15 protein-coding genes and 1 pseudogene are annotated in these 18,366 nt (G+C 69.3%); 14 read left to right on the top strand and 2 right to left on the bottom strand.

The genetic code is table 11. From position 1 onward, the window contains the following. Window positions 1-93: 93 nt before the first annotated feature. Window positions 94-1,308 carry an ATP-binding protein gene (locus AB1346_06695; protein ID MEW6720118.1) on the bottom strand — a complete coding sequence of 405 codons (1,215 nt, stop codon included), beginning with the start codon at window positions 1,306-1,308 and terminating at the stop codon, window positions 94-96. A 212-nt stretch (window positions 1,309-1,520) separates the two neighbouring features. Here AB1346_06695 and AB1346_06690 point away from each other — a divergent pair, with 212 nt between their 5' ends. The 13 genes and pseudogenes from AB1346_06690 (at window position 1,521) to AB1346_06630 (ending at window position 17,246) form a co-directional block, all read left to right on the top strand. Continuing rightward, window positions 1,521-1,949, top strand: coding sequence for a hydrogenase iron-sulfur subunit (locus AB1346_06690; protein ID MEW6720117.1), 429 nt, complete (start codon window positions 1,521-1,523; stop codon window positions 1,947-1,949). Further along, complete coding sequence (locus tag AB1346_06685) at window positions 1,946-2,752, top strand: methylenetetrahydrofolate reductase (protein ID MEW6720116.1); 807 nt, start codon at window positions 1,946-1,948, stop codon at window positions 2,750-2,752. Before AB1346_06690 ends, AB1346_06685 begins: the two co-directional genes overlap by 4 nt. Window positions 2,753-2,754: 2 nt before the next feature. Next, on the top strand, window positions 2,755-4,149 hold the full coding sequence (locus AB1346_06680; GenBank protein ID MEW6720115.1) for a glutamate synthase-related protein: 1,395 nt from the start codon (window positions 2,755-2,757) through the stop codon (window positions 4,147-4,149). Between the two features lie 4 nt (window positions 4,150-4,153). Then, window positions 4,154-5,662, top strand: a complete 1,509-nt coding sequence (locus AB1346_06675; protein MEW6720114.1) for a glutamate synthase-related protein — start codon at window positions 4,154-4,156, stop codon at window positions 5,660-5,662. Next, the gene (locus tag AB1346_06670; GenBank protein ID MEW6720113.1) at window positions 5,652-8,354 is read left to right on the top strand and encodes a glutamate synthase; all 2,703 of its coding nucleotides are present in this window, start codon (window positions 5,652-5,654) and stop codon (window positions 8,352-8,354) included. Before AB1346_06675 ends, AB1346_06670 begins: the two co-directional genes overlap by 11 nt. Before the next feature lie 2 nt (window positions 8,355-8,356). Then, the gene (locus AB1346_06665) at window positions 8,357-8,917 is read left to right on the top strand and encodes a 4Fe-4S dicluster domain-containing protein (protein MEW6720112.1); all 561 of its coding nucleotides are present in this window, start codon (window positions 8,357-8,359) and stop codon (window positions 8,915-8,917) included. Then, the gene (locus AB1346_06660) at window positions 8,914-9,810 is read left to right on the top strand and encodes a CoB--CoM heterodisulfide reductase iron-sulfur subunit B family protein (protein ID MEW6720111.1); all 897 of its coding nucleotides are present in this window, start codon (window positions 8,914-8,916) and stop codon (window positions 9,808-9,810) included. Before AB1346_06665 ends, AB1346_06660 begins: the two co-directional genes overlap by 4 nt. A gap of 20 nt (window positions 9,811-9,830) precedes the next feature. Beyond that, window positions 9,831-10,214 (top strand): annotated as a pseudogene (locus tag AB1346_06655) (FAD-dependent oxidoreductase). Continuing rightward, complete coding sequence (locus AB1346_06650) at window positions 10,212-10,721, top strand: NAD(P)H-dependent oxidoreductase subunit E (protein MEW6720110.1); 510 nt, start codon at window positions 10,212-10,214, stop codon at window positions 10,719-10,721. Before AB1346_06655 ends, AB1346_06650 begins: the two are co-directional and overlap by 3 nt. Beyond that, window positions 10,718-12,694, top strand: coding sequence for an NADH-quinone oxidoreductase subunit NuoF (nuoF, locus tag AB1346_06645; protein MEW6720109.1), 1,977 nt, complete (start codon window positions 10,718-10,720; stop codon window positions 12,692-12,694). The genes AB1346_06650 and nuoF overlap by 4 nt, the downstream gene beginning before the upstream one ends. A gap of 33 nt (window positions 12,695-12,727) precedes the next feature. After that, window positions 12,728-16,078 carry a 2Fe-2S iron-sulfur cluster-binding protein gene (locus AB1346_06640; protein ID MEW6720108.1) on the top strand — a complete coding sequence of 1,117 codons (3,351 nt, stop codon included), beginning with the start codon at window positions 12,728-12,730 and terminating at the stop codon, window positions 16,076-16,078. Beyond that, a complete protein-coding gene (locus AB1346_06635) occupies window positions 16,075-16,557 on the top strand; it encodes a hydrogenase iron-sulfur subunit (GenBank protein ID MEW6720107.1) in 483 nt (160 codons plus the stop codon). Before AB1346_06640 ends, AB1346_06635 begins: the two co-directional genes overlap by 4 nt. Continuing rightward, the gene (locus tag AB1346_06630; protein ID MEW6720106.1) at window positions 16,554-17,246 is read left to right on the top strand and encodes a methylenetetrahydrofolate reductase C-terminal domain-containing protein; all 693 of its coding nucleotides are present in this window, start codon (window positions 16,554-16,556) and stop codon (window positions 17,244-17,246) included. The genes AB1346_06635 and AB1346_06630 overlap by 4 nt, the downstream gene beginning before the upstream one ends. A gap of 15 nt (window positions 17,247-17,261) precedes the next feature. On the opposite strand, the gene AB1346_06625 is transcribed toward AB1346_06630, so the two are convergent. After that, window positions 17,262-17,627 carry a hypothetical protein gene (locus AB1346_06625; GenBank protein MEW6720105.1) on the bottom strand — a complete coding sequence of 122 codons (366 nt, stop codon included), beginning with the start codon at window positions 17,625-17,627 and terminating at the stop codon, window positions 17,262-17,264. A gap of 333 nt (window positions 17,628-17,960) precedes the next feature. Between AB1346_06625 and AB1346_06620 the strand changes: the two genes are divergently transcribed. After that, window positions 17,961-18,366, top strand: a 406-nt coding sequence (locus AB1346_06620; protein ID MEW6720104.1) for an FAD-dependent oxidoreductase, incomplete at its 3' end; no start/stop codon positions are given.

Here is an 18,366-nt window from a genome sequence, read left to right as displayed (position 1 = left end):
AAAGGATACGATATTGGTAATATTACCCCGGAGGTAATCTATGTCAACGAATATTTTTATCCGGGCGTCGCGGTGTAGGATGCACGGCCGGTATCAAAGATCCGCGAACGGCAATGCGACGGCATCCGGCCCGAGGGGGAGAGCGGCATCGCCCGGATGGACGACGAACCCCTTCTCCAGCCGTCCGTAGAGCCGCTTCCGGAGCGATACGATGTTCCTCGCCATCGCGGCATCGGGGGTCGCCGAGGCCCGGATCTCCAGGGGGATCCGCCTGTCGCCGGTCTCCACGATCAGGTCCACCTCGAAGCCGGTCGATGTTCTCCAGAAATGCATCCGGGGACGCTCCCCCCTCCCGGAAAGCCGCCGCGCGATTTCGCCGACGACGGCCGTCTCGAAGATGGCGCCGCCCATCGGGCCGGACATGGCGTGTTCCGCGTCCCTCAATCCCGCCAGGTAGCACAGGGTACCCACGTCCGACAGGTACACCTTGGGGGTCCTGACGAGCCGGGATCCGACGTCGCAGGAATACGGCGGGAGGAGGAGGATCTGGCCGGTGTCCTCCAGCACGGAGACCCATGCCCTGGCGGTGTTCACCGAAATGCCGAGCTCCCGCGCGAGGTCCGAGAGGTTGAGCGGATGCGCGCTTCGTGCCGCCAGGGCGCGGAAGAACGCGTAGAACCGCGGGATATCCCCGACCTGCCGCAGGGGGGGAAGGTCCCGTTCGAGGTACGCCTGCAGATGGGTTGCGTGCCATTCCGCGGGATCGCGCTTCGGATTCGCGGCGATTCCCGGATGGCCCCCCCGGAGGAAACTTTCCCACAGCCCCCGGAACGCCAGCTTGTGCCTCCCGGAGCGCGCCCCCGATTCCCACGGAAAGTTGGCCCTCGGAGTTTTCGTGATCTCCCGGCAGGAGAGCGGAGGGAGCCGGAGCGCGACGGCGCGTCCCCCGAGGGAATCGGCGACCCTTTCGGCCGACGGCAGGCTCCAGCCGCCGGTCAGCAGGTATTGCCCCGCTTTCCCGCGATTCCTGTCGATGCGCTCCCGGATGTGCGCCAGCAGGGCCGGGACGTGCTGGAATTCGTCGATGATCGCCGGCGGCGGATTCGACTCGAGGAAGGAGCGCGGGTCCTCCGAGGCCGCGGCCCGCGCGGCCGGCGCTTCCAGGGATACGTACCGATGCGTCTCGCGGAACAGGTTCCGCAGCAGGGTGGTCTTTCCGGACTGCCTCGGCCCCGCGAGGACGACGGCCGGGAAATCCATCGCCGCCTTCCGGACCACCGGCTCCAGGGTTCGTTCCAGGTACGCCACGGCTTCCTCCCGCGGGAAATGGATGCATGCAATTATGCATCATAAATGCAAAATTGCACATTAAAATTTCCTTTCCTGTCGCATCGAAATCGGCATAATGAATCAATAGCGTTTTGCCTTGGGACTTAACTCCCCCCAGGCCGCTTCCTCTTGACGGAACACAATCCGATCCGAAAGGGGATCAGCAAGTCCGGTAACGGGTCTGTGCGCTTATGTCGGTAGCCCTCACTCCAGACGTGATCGTTTACCTCTGCGCCAACTGCCTCCCGCAGGGCGCGAACCTGCCGCGTCAATGGGAACAGGACGGCGCGCGGGTGGTCGTGCGGGAGATCCCCTGCAGCGGGAGGATGGACGGGCGATACCTGATGCGCGCGATGGAGGGGGGCGCCCGGGGCTTCTGCGTGGTGGGGTGCCCCAAGGGCGACTGCACCCTCTCGGAAGGGAACTACCGGGCGGAGATCCGCGTCCGCACGATCGGGCGGCTCCTCGAGGAAATCGGGCTTTCCGCGGAACGCGCGCAGATGGTCCACTTCTCTCCGAACGACCCGCCCCGGCGATTGGAGCAGCTCGTGCGCGACACGGTCGGGCGCATCTGCGACGCGGGCGATTCCGCCTGGATGGAGCAGAGAAAACAGGCATGAACGCGCCTCCATCCCGCCTCAAGGAACGGATCGCGTCGGGGAAGCCGGTGCTGCTGGCGGAGATCCACCCGCCGCAAGGCGGCGATCCCGCGTCCTGGCGGGCGGCCGCCGGCCGGTTCGCCGGGAAGGTCCACGCCGTGGGCGTCAGCGACAACCGGGAACGGGTCGCCATGTCGGCCCTCGCCGCCGCCTCCCTCCTGAAAGCCGACGGGATCGAGCCGATCCTCCATGTGAACACGCGGGACCGTAACCGCATCGCCCTGGTTTCCGAGGCGCTCGGGGCGCAGGCCCTGGGCATCGCGAACCTGCTGTGCACCAGCGGAGACCATCAGACGCTGGGCGGTTACCGCGCCGCGAAGAACGTCCACGACATCGACTCCGTGCAGCTCCTCCAGGCGTATGCCCGCCTGTCGAGCGACGCAGGCCTGGTGGGCGAGGAGAGTCTTCCGGGGGCCGGCCCGTTCCTCCTCGGGGCCGTGGCGTCCCCCGACGCCGATCCGCCCGCCCTGCAGATGATGCGGCTCGCCAAGAAAGTGCGCGCCGGCGCGCGGTTCCTGGTGACGCAGCCGGTCTGCGATCCGGAGCGGTTCGAGGCGTGGTGGAAAGAGATCGTCCGGCGCGGCCTGCACGAACAGGCCGCCGTCCTGGCCGGCATCCGGCCGTCCGGTGCGGCGGAGACCGCCCTGGAAACCGTCCGCCGGCTGTCGAAGCTCCCGGGGATCCGGGGCTTCTGCATCTCCGCCGACGGCGACCCCGAGGCCGCGCTGCGGATCGTCGAAGAGTCCGGGTTGTCGGACGGCTGAACGTGCCGGCCAAATTCGCCATCCATCCCGAAACCGCCAGGCCCCGCTTCCGCCCCGTGGGAAAGCTGGGGATCGTCGATTGGCGGGAAGACTGCTCCGGCTGCCACAACTGCGTGAAGCGGGACTGCGTCTATCGGCTCTACCGCGACGAGTCCGATTCGCTGCGGGAAGAAGCCGGCTACCTGGATTACATCTACCAGTGCAAGGGCTGCCTGAACTGCGTCCAGAACTGCACGAAGAACATCCTGACCCGGGTCGTCAACCCCGAGTATCGCAGGCTGGGCGATGCGTATTACACGCCCGACCTGATCCTGTCCACGTGGTACCAGGCGGAAACGGGGAAGATTCCCGTGTCCGGCGCGGGGTACGGAGGGCCCTTCAGCGGGCCCGGCTTCGATTCCATGTGGACGGACATGTCCGAGATCGTGCGGCCCACCCGCGACGGGATCCACGGCCGGGAATACATCAGCACCAGCGTGGACATCGGCCGCAAGCTCCCGCACCTGACCTTCTCGGGAGACGGGCGGTTGAGCGTCGAGCCGCCGCCGCTCGCGGAAATTCCGCTCCCCGTGATCTTCGACGTCATCCCCCGCCATTGGCGCCGCGGGCCGGTCGTCCCCGCCGTCGCGGCCGCCGCCGCGGAGCTCGGCACGATGGCCGTCCTCCGCGAGCCGGATTTCCGGGAGATCCTGCCCTCCGCGCGGGGACGCGCGATCCCGTTCCTTTCGTCCTCTTCCGGCGCGGCGGCGCCGCGGGAACGGTCCGCGCCGGTCGTGATGATCCCGGACGGCCCCGAGGCCGCGGCGGCGCGGGCTTCGTTGAAGCGGGAACAGCCGGCCGGGATCGTCGCCGTCCGCGTTCCCGCCGGCCCGGACGCGGCGAAGCGGGCTGCGGAGCTGGCCCGGGACGGGACGGAAGTCATCCACCTGGAGTTCGACAGCCACGGGAGGGAGCAGGGGGGAGATTCTCCCCGCCATCTCCGCGACGTCCTGCGGGAGGCGCACGGCGAGCTCGTCCGTTCGGGGATCCGGGACGAGGTCACGCTGATCGCCTCGGGCGGGATCGCCCTGGCCGAGCACGTGGCCAAGGCCATCCTCTGCGGGGCGGACCTGGTCGCGATCGACGTTCCCCTCCTCCTGGCCCTCGAATGCCGCCTCTGCGGGGAGTGCCGGAGCGGGCGGAGCTGCCCCGTCGCCCTGGAGGAGGCCGACGCCGATTTCTGCGTCCGCCGCATCGTGAACCTGATGTCGTCCTGGCATTCGCAGCTCCTGGAAATGATGGGCGCCATGGGCATCCGCGAGGCGCGCCGGCTGCGGGGCGAGACCGGCCGCTGCATGTTCTTCGAAGACCTCGAGCGCGACACGTTCGGCCGCCTGTTCGGGAAGCGGAAGGACTAAGAGGATGAAGACCCCGTTGTCCGGACCCGGCGACGTGAGCCGGGAAGTCCGCCCCGCGCCGCCGCGCTACCGCAACGAGATCGGCAAGTACGCCATCCGCCGTTCGGACGCGTGCGCGTCATGCGGGACGTGCGTCGCGACCTGCCGGCACGGCGTGCACGTCCTTCCCTCGGGCTTCCGCCACGCGATGCGGCCGCTCGATTACCGGTGCATCGGCCCCTCCTGCAAGGATTCGGGCGCGTTCTGCATCGACGCCTGTCCCCGGGAGGCGCTGGCGCTCTCCCCGAATCCCGTCGCCGCGACGATGGGCGATTACCGCTGGACCCCGGACCTGCTGCTCGGCACGTGGGCCATGGCCGAGACCGGCCGCCCGCCCGGAGCGCACCTGGAAAGCGAGGTCGGAGCCTCCGGCGGAGGGTTCGACCGCCTCCGCTTCCGCTTCCCCGATCCGCCTCCGGCGGGCCTTCGGAAGGAGGACATCTCGACGCGGCTCGCGCTCAACCGCCGCGGCGACTCCCGCCCCCGGATCGAGATCGACGTCCCCTGGTACGGCGGCGGGATGTCCTTCGGATCGACCAACATCCGCGCCCTGCTGGGCAAGGCGCGCGCGGCCAAGGCGTTCCGCAGCTTCACGTGCACGGGGGAAGGCGGCTACCCGGAGCGCTTCATCCCCTACAAGGACCACGTGATCACCCAGGTGGCCACGGGGCTGTTCGGCGTCCGGGAAGAGACGATCCAGCGGGCGCCGATCGTGGAGTTCAAGTACGCGCAGGGAGCCAAGCCGGGGCTGGGCGGCCACCTGCTGGGCGACAAGAACACGCCGAGCGTCGCGGCCATGCGCGAGACGGTCGCGGGCGTCTCCCTGTTCTCCCCGTTCCCGTTCCACAGCGTCTACTCGGTGGAGGACCACAAGAAGCATCTCGACTGGATCGCCCACGTCAACCCGCGGGCGCTGCTGTCGGCGAAGGTGTCGACGCCCGGCGACGTGGACATGGTGGCCGTGGGGGTCTATTACGCCGGGGGCCACATCCTGCACCTGGACGGCAGCTACGGCGGGACGGGCGCCGCGCCCAACGTCGCCAAGAAGAACATCGCGATGCCGATCGAGTACGCGATCGGGCGCGTGCACAAGTTCCTCGAGGCCGAGGGGATCCGCGACAAGATCACGGTGATCGCCAGCGGCGGGATCCGGACCCCCGCCGACGTCGCCAAGGCCATCGCCCTCGGCGCCGACGGCTGCGTGATCGGCACGGCGGAGCTGGTGGCGCTCGGATGCATCCGGTGCACCGCCTGCGAGAGCGGACGCGGATGCGCGCGCGGCATCGCGACGACCGACGACGACCTTCTGGAGATGATCGACATCGACTGGTGCACGCAGCGGCTGGTGAACCTCTACTCGGCCTGGCGGGAGATGCTCGTCGAGCTGCTGTACCGCCTGGGGCTCGATTCCGTATCCGCGCTGCGGGGGCGCACCGACCTGCTGTCCCACCTGGATTACGAAGATGAAGCGTAGCGGAAACAGGATCGACGGGAACGGTGCGGACCGCGTCCGGGCGCTTCTGCGCGCCCGCGCGCACCTGCGACCGATGGCCATGGATGGCCAAGTGCCGCGGGCGCCATGGATGGCGCAGGAGCGGCCGAAGGACCTCCGTCTTTCCGCGTCTCCGGAGGCCGAAGGCGGCTGCGGCGTGACCGGCTTCGCCTGCACGGTCCCGGTGAGCGGAAAGCACATCTACGAGCCTTCCATCCAGATGCGGAACCGGGGCAACGGCAAGGGAGGCGGGATCGCCGCCTGCGGGCTGGTGCCGGAAGAGCTGGGCGTTTCGCGCCGGGTCCTCGACGAGGACTACATCCTCCAGGTCGCCCTGCTGGATCCCGCGGCGCGGGGGGAGGTGGAGGCCTCGTTCATCGAGCCCTTCTTCGACATCGACCACGGCGGGCCGATACCCACCGTCGACGATCACCGCGACGTGCCGCTGCTGGAAGTCCGGCCGCCGGACGTGGTCCGCTACTTCGTCCGCGTGAAACCCTCCGTGCTCGCGCGCTTCGCCGAAGAGAGGAAGCTGGACGCGGCGGGGCTGTCAGAGAGGGATGTGGAGGACGAGTTCGTCTTCCAGAACTCGATCCGCCTGAACGACCGGTACTACGCCTCGCTGGGGGACAAGCGGGCGTTCGTGCTGTCCCATGCCCGGAACCTCGTCATCCTCAAGATCGTCGGCTTCGCCGAGGCCGCCGTGCAGTACTACCGCATGGCCGACACGCGGGCCCACGTGTGGATCGCCCACCAGCGGTACCCGACGAAGGGGCGCGTCTGGCATCCGGGAGGGGCGCATCCGTTCATCGGGCTGAACGAGGCGCTGGTGCACAACGGCGACTTCGCGAATTACCATTCGGTGTCGGAGTATCTGGCCGGGCGCGGAATCTACCCGCAGTTCCTCACCGACACGGAAGTTTCCGTGCTCCTGTTCGACCTCTGGAACCGGGTGTACCGGTACCCGATGGAGTACATCATCGAGGCGCTGGCGCCGACGACGGAGCTGGATTTCGACCGCCTCCCGTCGGAGAAGCAGCGGATCTACCGGCAGATCCAGGCCGCGCACATCCACGCCTCGCCCGACGGGCCCTGGTTCTTCATCATCGCCCGCAGCCTGGCCGATACCGGGGAGTTCCAGCTCATGGGGATCACCGACACCGCCATGCTGCGGCCTCAGGTGTTCGCGCTGCAGGAGGGGGAGGTGTCCATCGGCCTGGTCTGCTCCGAGAAGCAGGCCATCGACGCGACGCTGGCCAGCCTTGCCTCCGAGGATCCCCGGTTCACCCCGGTCGCGGACATGTACTGGAACGCGCGCGGCGGAAGCTTCACCGACGGAGGCGCCTTCCTGATGACGGTCTCCCCGGCCGAAGGATCCCACCGGATGCGGGTAGCCAACAAGTTCGGCGCGCCGGTTTCGACCGCGCCCGGGCAGCTCCACTGCAACCTGTCCGTTCCGCCGGCTCCCCCCGCGCGGACGGACGACGACGCGGCGGCGGTCGAGCGGTGCGCGCGCGACGCGGACGCGGAAGGGTTCTTCCGCCACCTCCTGGAGCGGCTGCCCGGAATGGACTACGACGCGTTCCGCCGGTTCGTAGAGCGCTGGGCCGACCGGACGGCCGGGGAGGCGCCCGGCGTCGGGATCGAGGCGCTGACGCTGTGCATGGACCGCCGCTATCCCACGGGAGACAAGAAGCGCAGCTCCCTGCAGACCATCCTGCGCGGGGGGATGGAGCTGATCTTCGGGCGGCAGCCGCTTCTCGGCGACGGGCGGACCGGGACCCACGCGCGCATCGGCTGGGACACGCGGGACCGCCTGCGGGCTCCCCGTCCCGGCGAGACGACGCTATTGATCGACGCCCGCGGCTTTCCGCCCGAAGGCGAGGATTGCGACGCCGCGCTGGCGGTCAAGGCGTTCCACGCCGGATGGATGCGGATCCTTCATTACAATACGCGGGGCACGCGGTTCCACGGCGTGGGGCTGGGGCCCGGCACGACGGGACTTCGGATCGACTGCTACGACAACCCGGGCGATTATCTCGGCTCCGGCATGGACGGCCTGGAGATCCGCGTCCACGGGAACGCCCAGGACCAGCTTTGCCAGATCAGCAAGCGGGGGAAGCTGGTCGTCTACGGGGACGTCGGCCAGACCTTCCTCTACGGGGCCAAGGGAGGCGAGGCGTACGTCCTCGGGAACGCGGCAGGCCGGCCGATGATCAACGCCGTCGGCTCGCCGAGGGTGGTCATCAACGGGACCGCGCTGGATTTCCTGGCCGAATCGTTCATGGCCGGCGATCCCCACAACGGCGGCGGCTTCGCCATCGTAAACGGTCTCCAGTACGATCTCCACGGCCGGCTCCGCCCGCTGGAGCTTCCGTATCCCGGCGGAAACCTCCTTTCGCTGGCCTCCGGGGGGGCGATCTACATCCGCGATCCGCATCGCACCCTGGTGGACGAGCAGCTGAACGGCGGGGCGTACCGCCCCCTCTCCGCCGCCGACTGGAGGCTCATCCTGCCGTACCTCGAAGAGAACGAGCGGCTGTTCGACGTCCGGATCGACCGCGATCTCCTGACGGTCGACGGGACGCTGTGCCCGCCCCAGGCCGTCTACCGGAAGGTGATGCCCCGGAAGGACGCCGAGGCGGAGGCGGCGATGGAGGCGCAGGGAGAATGACCATGGACCGCACGATCCCGTGGAACGGCGGCGCCCTGCTGGAGGAGATCCGGCGGCGCGGCGGCACGGACCCCGGCGCCTGCTTCCAGTGCCACAAGTGCAGCACGGGATGCCCCGCCGGGCCCGACATGGACTACCTCCCCAGCCAGGTCATGCGGCTGGCGCAGCTCGGCGCGGAGGAGGAGCTGCTCGGCTCGCGGGCGATCTGGCTGTGCGCGTCGTGCGAGGCGTGCACCGCCCGGTGCCCCATGGGGATCGACGTGGCGGCCGCGATGGACGCCCTGCGGATCATGGCGGTCGATCGCGGCGCCGCCTTGCCCGACGACCGCGGAAAGCAGTTCAACCGCTGCTTCTTGAGCAGCGTCCGCCGGCACGGCCGCGTGTACGAGATGGGCATGATGGCCGCCTTCAAGATGCGCACATTCGACCTGTTCACCGACGCCGAAAAGGTCCCCGGGATGCTGGCGCAAGGGAAGCTCTCGATATTGCCCAACCGCAGCGGCGGGGCCCGGCAGGTGCGCGAGATCTTCCGGCGCGCTGAAGAGGAGGGGGAGGACTCGTGAGGTACGCGTTCTTCCCGGGGTGCAGCCTCGAGTCCACGGCGCGGTCCTACGACGCCTCCGCGCGGTCGGTCTGCGGCGCGCTTGGGATCGGGCTCGAGGAGATCCCGGACTGGGTCTGCTGCGGATCGACGCCGGCGCACGCCAGCAACGACCTGCTGTCCGTCGCGCTGCCCGCGCTCAACCTGCAGAAAGCGAAGATGCTGGGGCTGCCGGTGATGGTCGCCTGCGCCTCCTGCTATGCGCGCCTGCGGACCGCCAACCACCGGGCGCTCCAAGGCCCGGAGGAGCGCCGGAACATCGAGCGGGTCACGGGGAGCCCTTACGGGGGCGACGTCCCGGTTAGGCACGTGCTGGACGTTCTCGCAAACGACCTGGGACCGGACGCGATCCGCGCCGGGGCCGGCCGGCCGCTTTCCGGGCTGCGGGTGGCCTGCTACTACGGTTGTCTGCTGACGCGCCCGCCGGAGATCGTCGCCTTCGACGACGCGGAGCACCCCTCGTGCATGGAACGCGTGCTGAGCGCCGCGGGGGCGGAATGCGTGGAGTGGCCGTACCGGACCGAGTGCTGCGGGGCGGGGCTGTCCATGACGCATCCGGCCGTCGTCCATCGGCTGTCCCACCGGCTCCTGGGCATGGCGCAGGAAGCGGGGGCCGACTGCCTCGCCGTCGCGTGCCCCCTGTGCCAGGTGAACCTCGACCTGCGGCAGGCCGACGCCGTCAAGGCCCATGGAGCGCTGCGGCCCACGCCGGTCCTGTACGTGACGCAGCTCCTCGGGCTGGCCCTCGGGATTCCCCCGGAAAAGCTGGGACTCGACGCGTTGACGGTTCCCGCCGACGGATTGCTGGGGAAATGCGGGGCGACGGGATCCGTTGCGGGGGGAGGGAAGCCGTGAACCGGCCGGAGAACGGCAACATCCCCCGGACCGCCGGGGGAGACAAGGGGCTGCCCACCGGCTCGGTGCTGGTCTGCGGCGGCGGCGTCGCCGGCATCCAGGCCTCGCTGGACCTTTCGGCCGCGGGTTTTCGCGTCTTCCTTGTCGAGGAGAGCCCAACGATCGGCGGCGGCATGGCGCGCCTCGACAAGACGTTCCCGACCGGCGACTGCGCCACCTGCATCATCTCGCCGAAGCTGGTGGAATGCATGCGGGATTACAACATCGACGTCCTGACGATGGCCGACGTGATGTCGCTCGAAGGCGAGGCGGGCCATTTCACCGCCGAAGTGCGCAAGCGGCCCCGGGGAGTGATCGCCTCGAAATGCACCGGCTGCGGAGACTGCTGGCAGGCCTGCCCGGTGCGGAACGTCCCCCAGGAGACTCCCCCCTTCCAACCCTCGGAGGGGCTGACTCCCGACGGGACGGCACGGGTCGAGGAGATCCTCGCCCGGCATCAGGGCGATCCCGGCGCGCTGATCCCCGTCCTGCAGGACATCAACGACACGTTCCGCTACCTGCCGCGCGCCGCGCTGGAGACCGTGGCTTCCCGCATGGAGATCCCGCCGGCCGAGGTCCTCCGGGTGGCGAGCTTCTACAACGCGTTCAGCCTGGAGCCGGTCGGCCGCCACATCGTGGAAGTCTGCCTGGGGACCGCCTGCTTCGTGCGCGGTTCCGGGCTGCTCCTGGAGCGGCTTGAAAGCAATATTGGCGTGAAAACGGGCGGGACCGACCCGCAGGGGCGGTTCACGCTCCGGACGGTACGCTGCATCGGATGCTGCGCGCTGGCGCCCGCCGTGCGCATCGACGGGATCACCTTCGGCAAGGTGCCGCTCGACCGGACCGCGGACCTCCTCGGGAGGTTCGAATGAGCGCGATCATCCGGACGAAGGCCGACCTCGACCGCGCCGCCGCGATCGGCCGGGAGACGCTTTATCCTCCGCAGCTCAAGATCCTCATCGGCTCGGCGAGCTGCGGGCTGGCCGCCGGAGCGGGGGCCGTGGAGGATGCCGCGGTCGAAACGGTGAAGCGGCTGGCGATTCCCGCCGTCGTCTCGCGGACCGGCTGCATCGGCTTCTGCCAGCGCGAGCCGCTCGTCGACCTGCTGCTCCCCGGCGGGCCGCGTATCACGTTCGGCAATGTGACCGCCAAGTCGATCCAGGCGCTACTGGAGTCCTTGGCGGCCGGAGGGGAGCTGAAAGGCGGCGCGCCCCTTTGCCGGTGGCCGCGCGAGGACAACGCGGCCGACGGCCATGGATGGCCTAGTGCCGGGACGGGCAGGGATGCCCACGGTTATGCAGTCCCGGCCGACGGGACGGCCCACGAATATCCTCCCCCGGCGAACGGCGCCGGGAAGATCCCCGAGGGATCCGGCATCGAGTTTTATTCCCGCCAGCGGCGCGTCATCCTGCGCAACTGCGGATCGATCGATCCGCTGCGCCTGGAGGAGGCGCTGGCCCGCGGCGCCTACCGCGGCGCCTTCCGCGCCCTGACGGCCATGACTCCCGAAGAGGCGCTCGCCGAGGTCAAGGAGTCGGGGCTGCGCGGCCGCGGCGGCGCGGGATTCCCGACCGGCCGGAAATGGGAGATCGCCCGCGGCGCTCCGGGCGACGCGAAATACATGATCTGCAACGCGGACGAGGGAGACCCGGGGGCGTTCATGGACCGCAGCGTCCTCGAAAGCGACCCGCACGCGGTCCTCGAAGGGATGCTCGTCGCCTCCTACGCGATCGGCGCCCGCGAGGGCTTCCTCTACGTCCGCAGCGAATACCCGCTGGCCGTTTCGACCGTGACGCATGCCATCCGCGAGGCGGAATCGCGCGGGCTGCTGGGCGACGACATCTTCGGCAGCGGCCACAGCTTCCGGATCACGGTGCGCCGCGGCGCAGGCGCCTTCGTGTGCGGCGAGGAGACGGCGCTGATCGCCTCGATCGAGGGGCGTCCCGGCGAGCCGCGCCCCCGTCCCCCCTTCCCGGCCGAAAGCGGCCTGTGGGGGAAGCCCACGGCCATCAACAACGTCAAGACGCTGGCGAGCGTGGGGCCGATCCTCTCCCGCGGGGCGAAATGGTACGCGGAGATGGGGACCGAGCGCAACCGCGGGACCACGGTGTTCTCCCTCGTCGGCGCCGTGCGGAACACCGGTCTGGTCGAGGTCCCCCTCGGGCTTACGCTGCGCGAGATGGTCATGGAAGTCGGCGGCGGAATCCGCGGAAAGCGGGCGCTGAAGGGGGTCCAGACGGGCGGCCCGTCCGGAGGGTGCCTCCCGGCCTCGATGCTCGACCTGCCCATCGATTACGAGAATCTGGGCAAGGTGGGCTCCATGATGGGCTCGGGAGGGATGATCGTCCTCGATTCCGGGACCTGCATGGTCGACCTCGCGCGCTTCTTCCTCACGTTCACCGCCGACGAATCGTGCGGCAAGTGCGTCCCCTGCCGCGAGGGGACGAAGCACATGCTGCGGATCCTCACGCGGATCTGCGAGGGGAGCGGCGTTCCGGAGGACCTGGAGGTCCTGGAGCGGCTGGCCAAGACCGTGAAATCGGCGTCGCTGTGCGGGCTGGGGAGCACGGCCCCCAATCCCGCCCTGACGGCGCTGCGCTATTTCCGCGAAGAGTTCGAGGCGCATGTCCGCGACAGGCGGTGCCCGGCGGGGGTCTGCCGGAACCTGATCCGGCTGCGGATCGACGAGGCGCTCTGCACCGGATGCGGGCGCTGCGTCGAGAGCTGCCCCGTCGACGCGATCCGGGGGGAGAAGAAGGCGCCGCACCGGATCGACGCGGCCGTCTGCACGCGCTGCGGCGCGTGCCGCGCGGTGTGCCCCGCGGAAGCCGTCGCAAGCGAGTGAAATGATGCCGCGCGCGAGAGGACGATCGAGAGGATGAGCATGGACGCACCCGCATCGGACCGTGTCCGGGTCACGCTGGACGGCCGCACGTCGGAGGTGGCGCGCGGAGCGACGATCCTGGAGGCCGCCCGCGGAATGGGGATCGCGATCCCCACGCTCTGCCACTACCGCGGTTTGTCTCCGTACGGCGCCTGCCGGATCTGCGTGGTGGAGATCGACACGCCGGGCGGGACGAGGCAGGTGGCGGCGTGCAGCCATCCCGTGGAGGAAGGCCTCGTGGCGCGCACCGACACCGAGGGCGTCCGGGAGTCGCGGCGCACGGTGCTCGAGCTGCTCCTGGCCCAGGCGCCCGACGCTCCGCAGCTTGCGGAAGTCGCCGCCGGGCTGGGCGTCCGCGCCACTCCCTTCGAGCCGGCGGCGGAAGGGAAGTGCATCCTGTGCGGGCTGTGCATCCGGGTCTGCAACGGCCTGATGGGGCGGGGGGCGATCAGCCTCTTCGGGCGCGGGGGGCGGCGGACCGTCCAGACGGCGTTCCGCGAGCCGACCGACCAGTGCCAGGCGTGCGGCGCCTGCGCGGTCGTATGCCCCACGGGGGCGGTGGACCTGGCCGCGATCACCGCGCGCCGTCCCAGGCCGCACCTCACCCGCCACGACCAGTGCTTGAGCGCCCGGCCGAGCATCGACCTGGCGCATCCCCAGGCGTCCCCCCGCGTGCCGTCGATCGACCGCGAGAACTGCATCCGGTTCAAGACGGGCGAATGCGGTCTTTGCGCCGAGGTTTGCCAGGCCGGCGCCATCGACTACGATCAGCCGGAAGAAACCGTCCGGCTCGACGTCGGGGCCGTGGTGCTGACGCCGGGGTTCGAGGCGTTCGACGCCCGGCGTCGGGGCGAGTTCGGCTTCGGCTTCGCCCCGAACGTCCTCACGAACGTGCAGTTCGAGCGGCTGCTTTCGGCCTCCGGGCCGACGGGGGGGCATGTCCTGCGCCCCAGCGACGGCCGCCCGCCCCGGCGGCTGGCGTTCCTCCAGTGCGTCGGTTCGCGGGACCGCGGCTGCGACAACGACTACTGCTCCTCGGTCTGCTGCATGGCGGCGACCAAGGAGGCGATCCTGGCCAAGGAGCATGCGCCCGGGCTGGACGTGACCGTGTTCTTCCTCGACCTGCGCGCCTTCGGAAAGGATTTCGACCGCTATTGCGAGCGGGCCCGCACCCGGCTGGGCGTGCGGTACCTGCGCTCGTTCATCTCGCGGACCTACGAGATGCCGGGGACGCGGAGCCTGCGCGTCGTCTACGCGAACCCGGACATGAAGCAGGTCGAGGAAGAGTTCGACATGATCGTGCTGTCTCTGGGGCTGACCCCCAGCGCCTCGCTGCGCGAGCAGGCCGAGCGGATGCGGGTCGTGCTGAACCGGTGGGGCTTCGCGCAGACCGACGAGCTCGCGCCGCTGGACACCTCCCGGCCGGGGATCTTCGTGGGCGGCGCGTTCCAGGAGCCCAAGGACATTCCCGACACGGTGATGCAGGCGAGCGCCGCGGCGTCCCGGGCCATGGCGCTGCTGGCGCCGGCGCGCGGCACGCGCGTCCGCGTCAAGACGTATCCGCCGCCGCGCGACATCGCGGACGAGCCGCCGCGGGTCGGCGTGTTCATCTGCCATTGCGGCAGCAACATCGCGTCGGTGGTGGACGTCGGGCGGGTTGTGGAGCGGGCGCGCGAGCTGCCGAACGTGGTCGTCGCGGAAAGCAACACCTACACCTGCGCGGACGACACGCAGAAGCTGATCAAGGAGCGGATCGGGGAGCACGGCCTGAACCGCGTGGTCGTGGCCTCGTGCACTCCGAGGACCCACGAGCCGATCTTCCGCGACACGATGCGGGACGCCGCCCTGAACCCCTACCTGCTGGAGATGGCCAACATCCGCGACCAGTGCTCCTGGGTCCATTCCGGCGAGCCCGGGAAGGCGACGGACAAGGCGGTCGACCTCGTCCGCATGGCGGTGGCCCGCGCCTCGCGGCTCCAGCCGCTGGCGGAGGGCTCGGTGCCCGTGAATCCCCAGGCGCTGGTGGTCGGGGGAGGAGCGGCCGGGATGACCGCCGCCCTGGCGCTGGCCGACCAGGGGTTCCCCGTGCATCTCGTGGAGAAGTCCGGGGAGCTCGGCGGCACCGCCCGCCGTCTCCATCGCACGCTGGACGGACGGGACGTGCGAAGCTTCCTCGACGGGACGGTCGACCGGGTCCGCTCCCACGAGAAGATCCGCGTCCACCTCGGAGCGCGCGTGGAGAGGGTCGGCGGGCACGTCGGCGATTTCGTCTCGAAGATCTCCGCCGGGAACGGAGCCGAGGAGGTGCGCCACGGGGTGGTCGTCGTGGCCACCGGCGCCGAGGAAAGGAAGCCGCAAAGCTACGGGTACGGCGAAAGCGACCGGGTCCTCACGCAGCTCGAGCTCGCGGAGCGACTCGGGCGCGGCGACCTGGCGCTTCCGGAAAACCCGACGGTCGCGATGATCCAGTGCGTGGAGCAGCGCGACGCGGAACGGCCTTACTGCAGCCGGGTCTGCTGCACGACCGCCGTGAAGAACGCGCTGGAGCTGAAACGGCGATTCCCCGGGTCGCGGATCCTGGTCCTGTTCCGGGACATGCGGACCTACGGCTTCCGGGAGGACGCCTACCGCGAGGCGCGCGAGGCCGGGGTCCTGTTCGTGCGGTACGAGCCCGAGCATCCCCCGGAGCTTTCGGTGAACGGCGGCCTGTCGCTGCGGGTCCGGGAACCGTCGCTGGGGCGCGACCTGCGCATTTCGCCGGACCTGGTGGCGCTCTCCGCTCCGATGATACCGCGCGCGGACCGGCAGGAGCTGTCCGAGCTGCTGCGCGTTCCGCTCAACGCCGACGGCTTCTTCCTCGAAGCCCACATGAAGCTGCGCCCGGTGGATTTCGCCAGCGAAGGGCTGTTCCTCTGCGGGACGGCCCACGCTCCGAAGTTCCTGGGCGAAACGATCTCCCAGGCCCATGCCGTGGCGGGAAGGGCGGCGTCGATCCTCTCCCGCAAGAAGATGGCGGTGGGGGGGCAGACCGCCTGGGTCGATCCGGACAAGTGCATTTCCTGCATGACCTGCGTGCACGTCTGCCCGTACATGGCTCCGGGCATCAACGAGTTCAACAAGGCCGAGGTGCAGGGCGCGGTCTGCATGGGCTGCGGGAGCTGCGCCGCGGAATGCCCGGCCATGGCGATCACCCTCCGGAACTTCACGGACCTCCAGGTCCGCGCCGCCATCGACGGCCTCATGGGCGTGGATCGCGGCGTCCGGCCCCCGGATCGCGATCCCCGTTATCCGGAAGGGGCGGGCGTGGCGCCGCCGCGCTGGGGGAAGGGCGGGGGAGAGCGATGAGCGGCGAGCCGTTGATCCTTGCGTTCTGCTGCCACTACTGCGCCTACGCCGCGGCGGACCTGGCCGGCTCGATGCGCCTGCAGTACCCGGACAACGTGCGGGTCCTGCGGCTGCCCTGCACCGGAAAGCTCGAGGCGAACCACGTGCTTGCCGCCTTCGAGCTCGGGGTCGACGGGGTCGTCGTGGCGGGATGCCTCGAGGGCGGCTGCCACTTCCTGGAAGGGAACCTGCGCGCTCGCAAGCGCGTCGAGCGGCTCCGCGGGATGATGGCCGAGATCGGGCTGGAGCCGGAACGGCTGGAGATGTACAACCTTTCCTCCGCCGAGGGGACCCGGTTCGCGGAGATCGTGAACGAAATGGTCGAGCGAGTACGCGGGCTGGGCGCAAGCCCGCTGCGGCCGGGACGGGAACGCATGGAAGAGGGTGTCCGGGAGCTCCGCCGACGGGCGGACGCCGTCCCGGAGGGAGGGGAGAGATGATCGTCGCGGATCGGAAAAAAATCCCGGAAATCGTGGAAATGATAAAGGACCACCAGCGCGTGCTGCTTGTCGGATGCGGCACCTGCGTCACCGTCTGCCTGGCAGGAGGGGAACGCGAAACCGGGATCCTCGGCGCCGCGCTGCGCATGGCGCTGCGGCTGCGGGGCCGGGAGAACGCGGTGGTGGACGAGTGCACCATCGAACGGCAGTGCGAGGACGCCTTCATCGACCTCGTCGCCCAGCGCGCTTCCGGGTACGACGCGATCTGCTCGCTGGGGTGCGGGGCGGGGGTGCAGGCGCTGGCCGAGCGGTTCCCGAAGACGCCCGTCTACCCGGGGCTGAACACCCAGTTCATGGGGATCCTCGAATCGCAGGGCGTCTGGACGGAAAAGTGCTCCGGATGCGGCAATTGCCGCCTCGGGGAGTTTGCGGGCATCTGCCCGATCACGCGATGCGCCAAGCGCCTGTTCAACGGCCCGTGCGGAGGATCGCGCGAGGGGAAATGCGAGGTGAACCAGGAGCTCGGCTGCGGCTGGCAGCTCATCCACGACCGCGCGGAACGGCTGGGGATCCTCGATCGATTCGAGGCGATCGTGCCTCCGCACGACTGGTCGACCGGCCTGGACGGCGGCCCCCGCAAGGTGGTGCGGGAAGACCAGTGCATCGCGGGGCTCGTCCCCCGGACCTGAGGGCTCGCGACACTCTTACCGGCGCGTCGTCCGGTCGATGTCCTCGACTCTCAGCAGGACGAGATCTCCCATTTTTTCGGTCGAGATCAGGAACCGGATTTCCCGGATCCCGTCCGGCGTGACGCGGTCCGCGCATGCGCGCACACGGTAATGGCTTTTCGAGGTCCGATGCGTATCGGTCACGGTGGCCCGGATCGCGCAGGTCCGGCAGTGCACGGTCTTTCCGCAACCGCCGGGGAGCCGGGAGTTTATGCACTCGATCGCCTCGCCTCCGCGGCGTCCTTCGATGCGCCGGGGGTCGACGCCCAGGCTTTCGCAGGCGGCAAGGTTGCAGGTGACGACGCCGACATCGTCGTCCAGCACCAGGATCGGAAACTTCAACTGATTCAAGTATTCCTGGAAGGAAGCCGCATCCCGTCCCGAAAAAAGATTCTCCCTGCATCCCCGGCAGAAGCAGTGGGATATGATTTCATCCGCCGTCTTGTCGGCAGGGGATAACGTGTTTCCGCACCATGCGCAATCGCCGTTCACGCCATGGCCGTCCTTGATGCGTTCTCACTCATACATAATTTAATCCTTTTCCCCTTATCCCTCCATTTTTTCCGGCCGGGACGGATACCTCGAATATTTACACCCGCCGGGAACCCACCCCTCCCGTTCTGAATCTACTTTGTATTCGAATGGATGATTACGCGCGGAACCAGGGGGTGGCGCATGGAGCATCGCTACAAGTACCTGATTGTCGGGGGAGGGATGGTCTCCGAGGCGGCGGTCAAGGGGATCCGGGAGGTGGATGCTGCGGGAACCATCGGCATCGTTGGCTCGGAAAAGGATTCCCCTTACAAGCGGCCGCCCCTTTCGAAAGGGCTTTGGAAAGGCGACCCTCCGGAGAGTATCCGATACAAGACGGAAGGCAGGGGGGCGACGCTGCACCTCGGGCGGACCGTCCGGGAGATCGATCCATCTGCCCGCCTCGTTGTCGACGCGGAAGGGGTCGCCTACGGGTACGAACGCCTCCTCATCGCCACCGGCGGGACTCCCCGCCGCCTTCCTTTCGGCGACGACGACCGGATCGTGTACTACCGCACCGTGGAGGACTATCGGCGGCTTCGCCGGATGA

The organism is Thermodesulfobacteriota bacterium (genome assembly GCA_040758155.1).
Lineage (GTDB): Bacteria > Desulfobacterota > Deferrimicrobia > Deferrimicrobiales > Deferrimicrobiaceae > UBA2219.
The sequence above is the reverse complement of the archived record's forward strand: the minus strand, read 5'-3'. Positions and strand labels throughout refer to the sequence as shown.

Bases quoted from the DNA above. Each gene is read 5' to 3' on its own strand.
- AB1346_06690 (MEW6720117.1), top strand. From the start codon at position 1,521: ATGTCGGTAGCCCTCACTCCAGACGTGATCGTTTACCTCTGCGCCAAC.
- AB1346_06685 (MEW6720116.1), top strand. From the start codon at position 1,946: ATGAACGCGCCTCCATCCCGCCTCAAGGAACGGATCGCGTCGGGGAAG.
- AB1346_06675 (MEW6720114.1), top strand. From the start codon at position 4,154: ATGAAGACCCCGTTGTCCGGACCCGGCGACGTGAGCCGGGAAGTCCGC.
- AB1346_06670 (MEW6720113.1), top strand. From the start codon at position 5,652: ATGAAGCGTAGCGGAAACAGGATCGACGGGAACGGTGCGGACCGCGTC.
- AB1346_06665 (MEW6720112.1), top strand. From the start codon at position 8,357: ATGGACCGCACGATCCCGTGGAACGGCGGCGCCCTGCTGGAGGAGATC.
- nuoF (MEW6720109.1), top strand. From the start codon at position 10,718: ATGAGCGCGATCATCCGGACGAAGGCCGACCTCGACCGCGCCGCCGCG.
- AB1346_06640 (MEW6720108.1), top strand. From the start codon at position 12,728: ATGAGCATGGACGCACCCGCATCGGACCGTGTCCGGGTCACGCTGGAC.
- AB1346_06635 (MEW6720107.1), top strand. From the start codon at position 16,075: ATGAGCGGCGAGCCGTTGATCCTTGCGTTCTGCTGCCACTACTGCGCC.
- AB1346_06630 (MEW6720106.1), top strand. From the start codon at position 16,554: ATGATCGTCGCGGATCGGAAAAAAATCCCGGAAATCGTGGAAATGATA.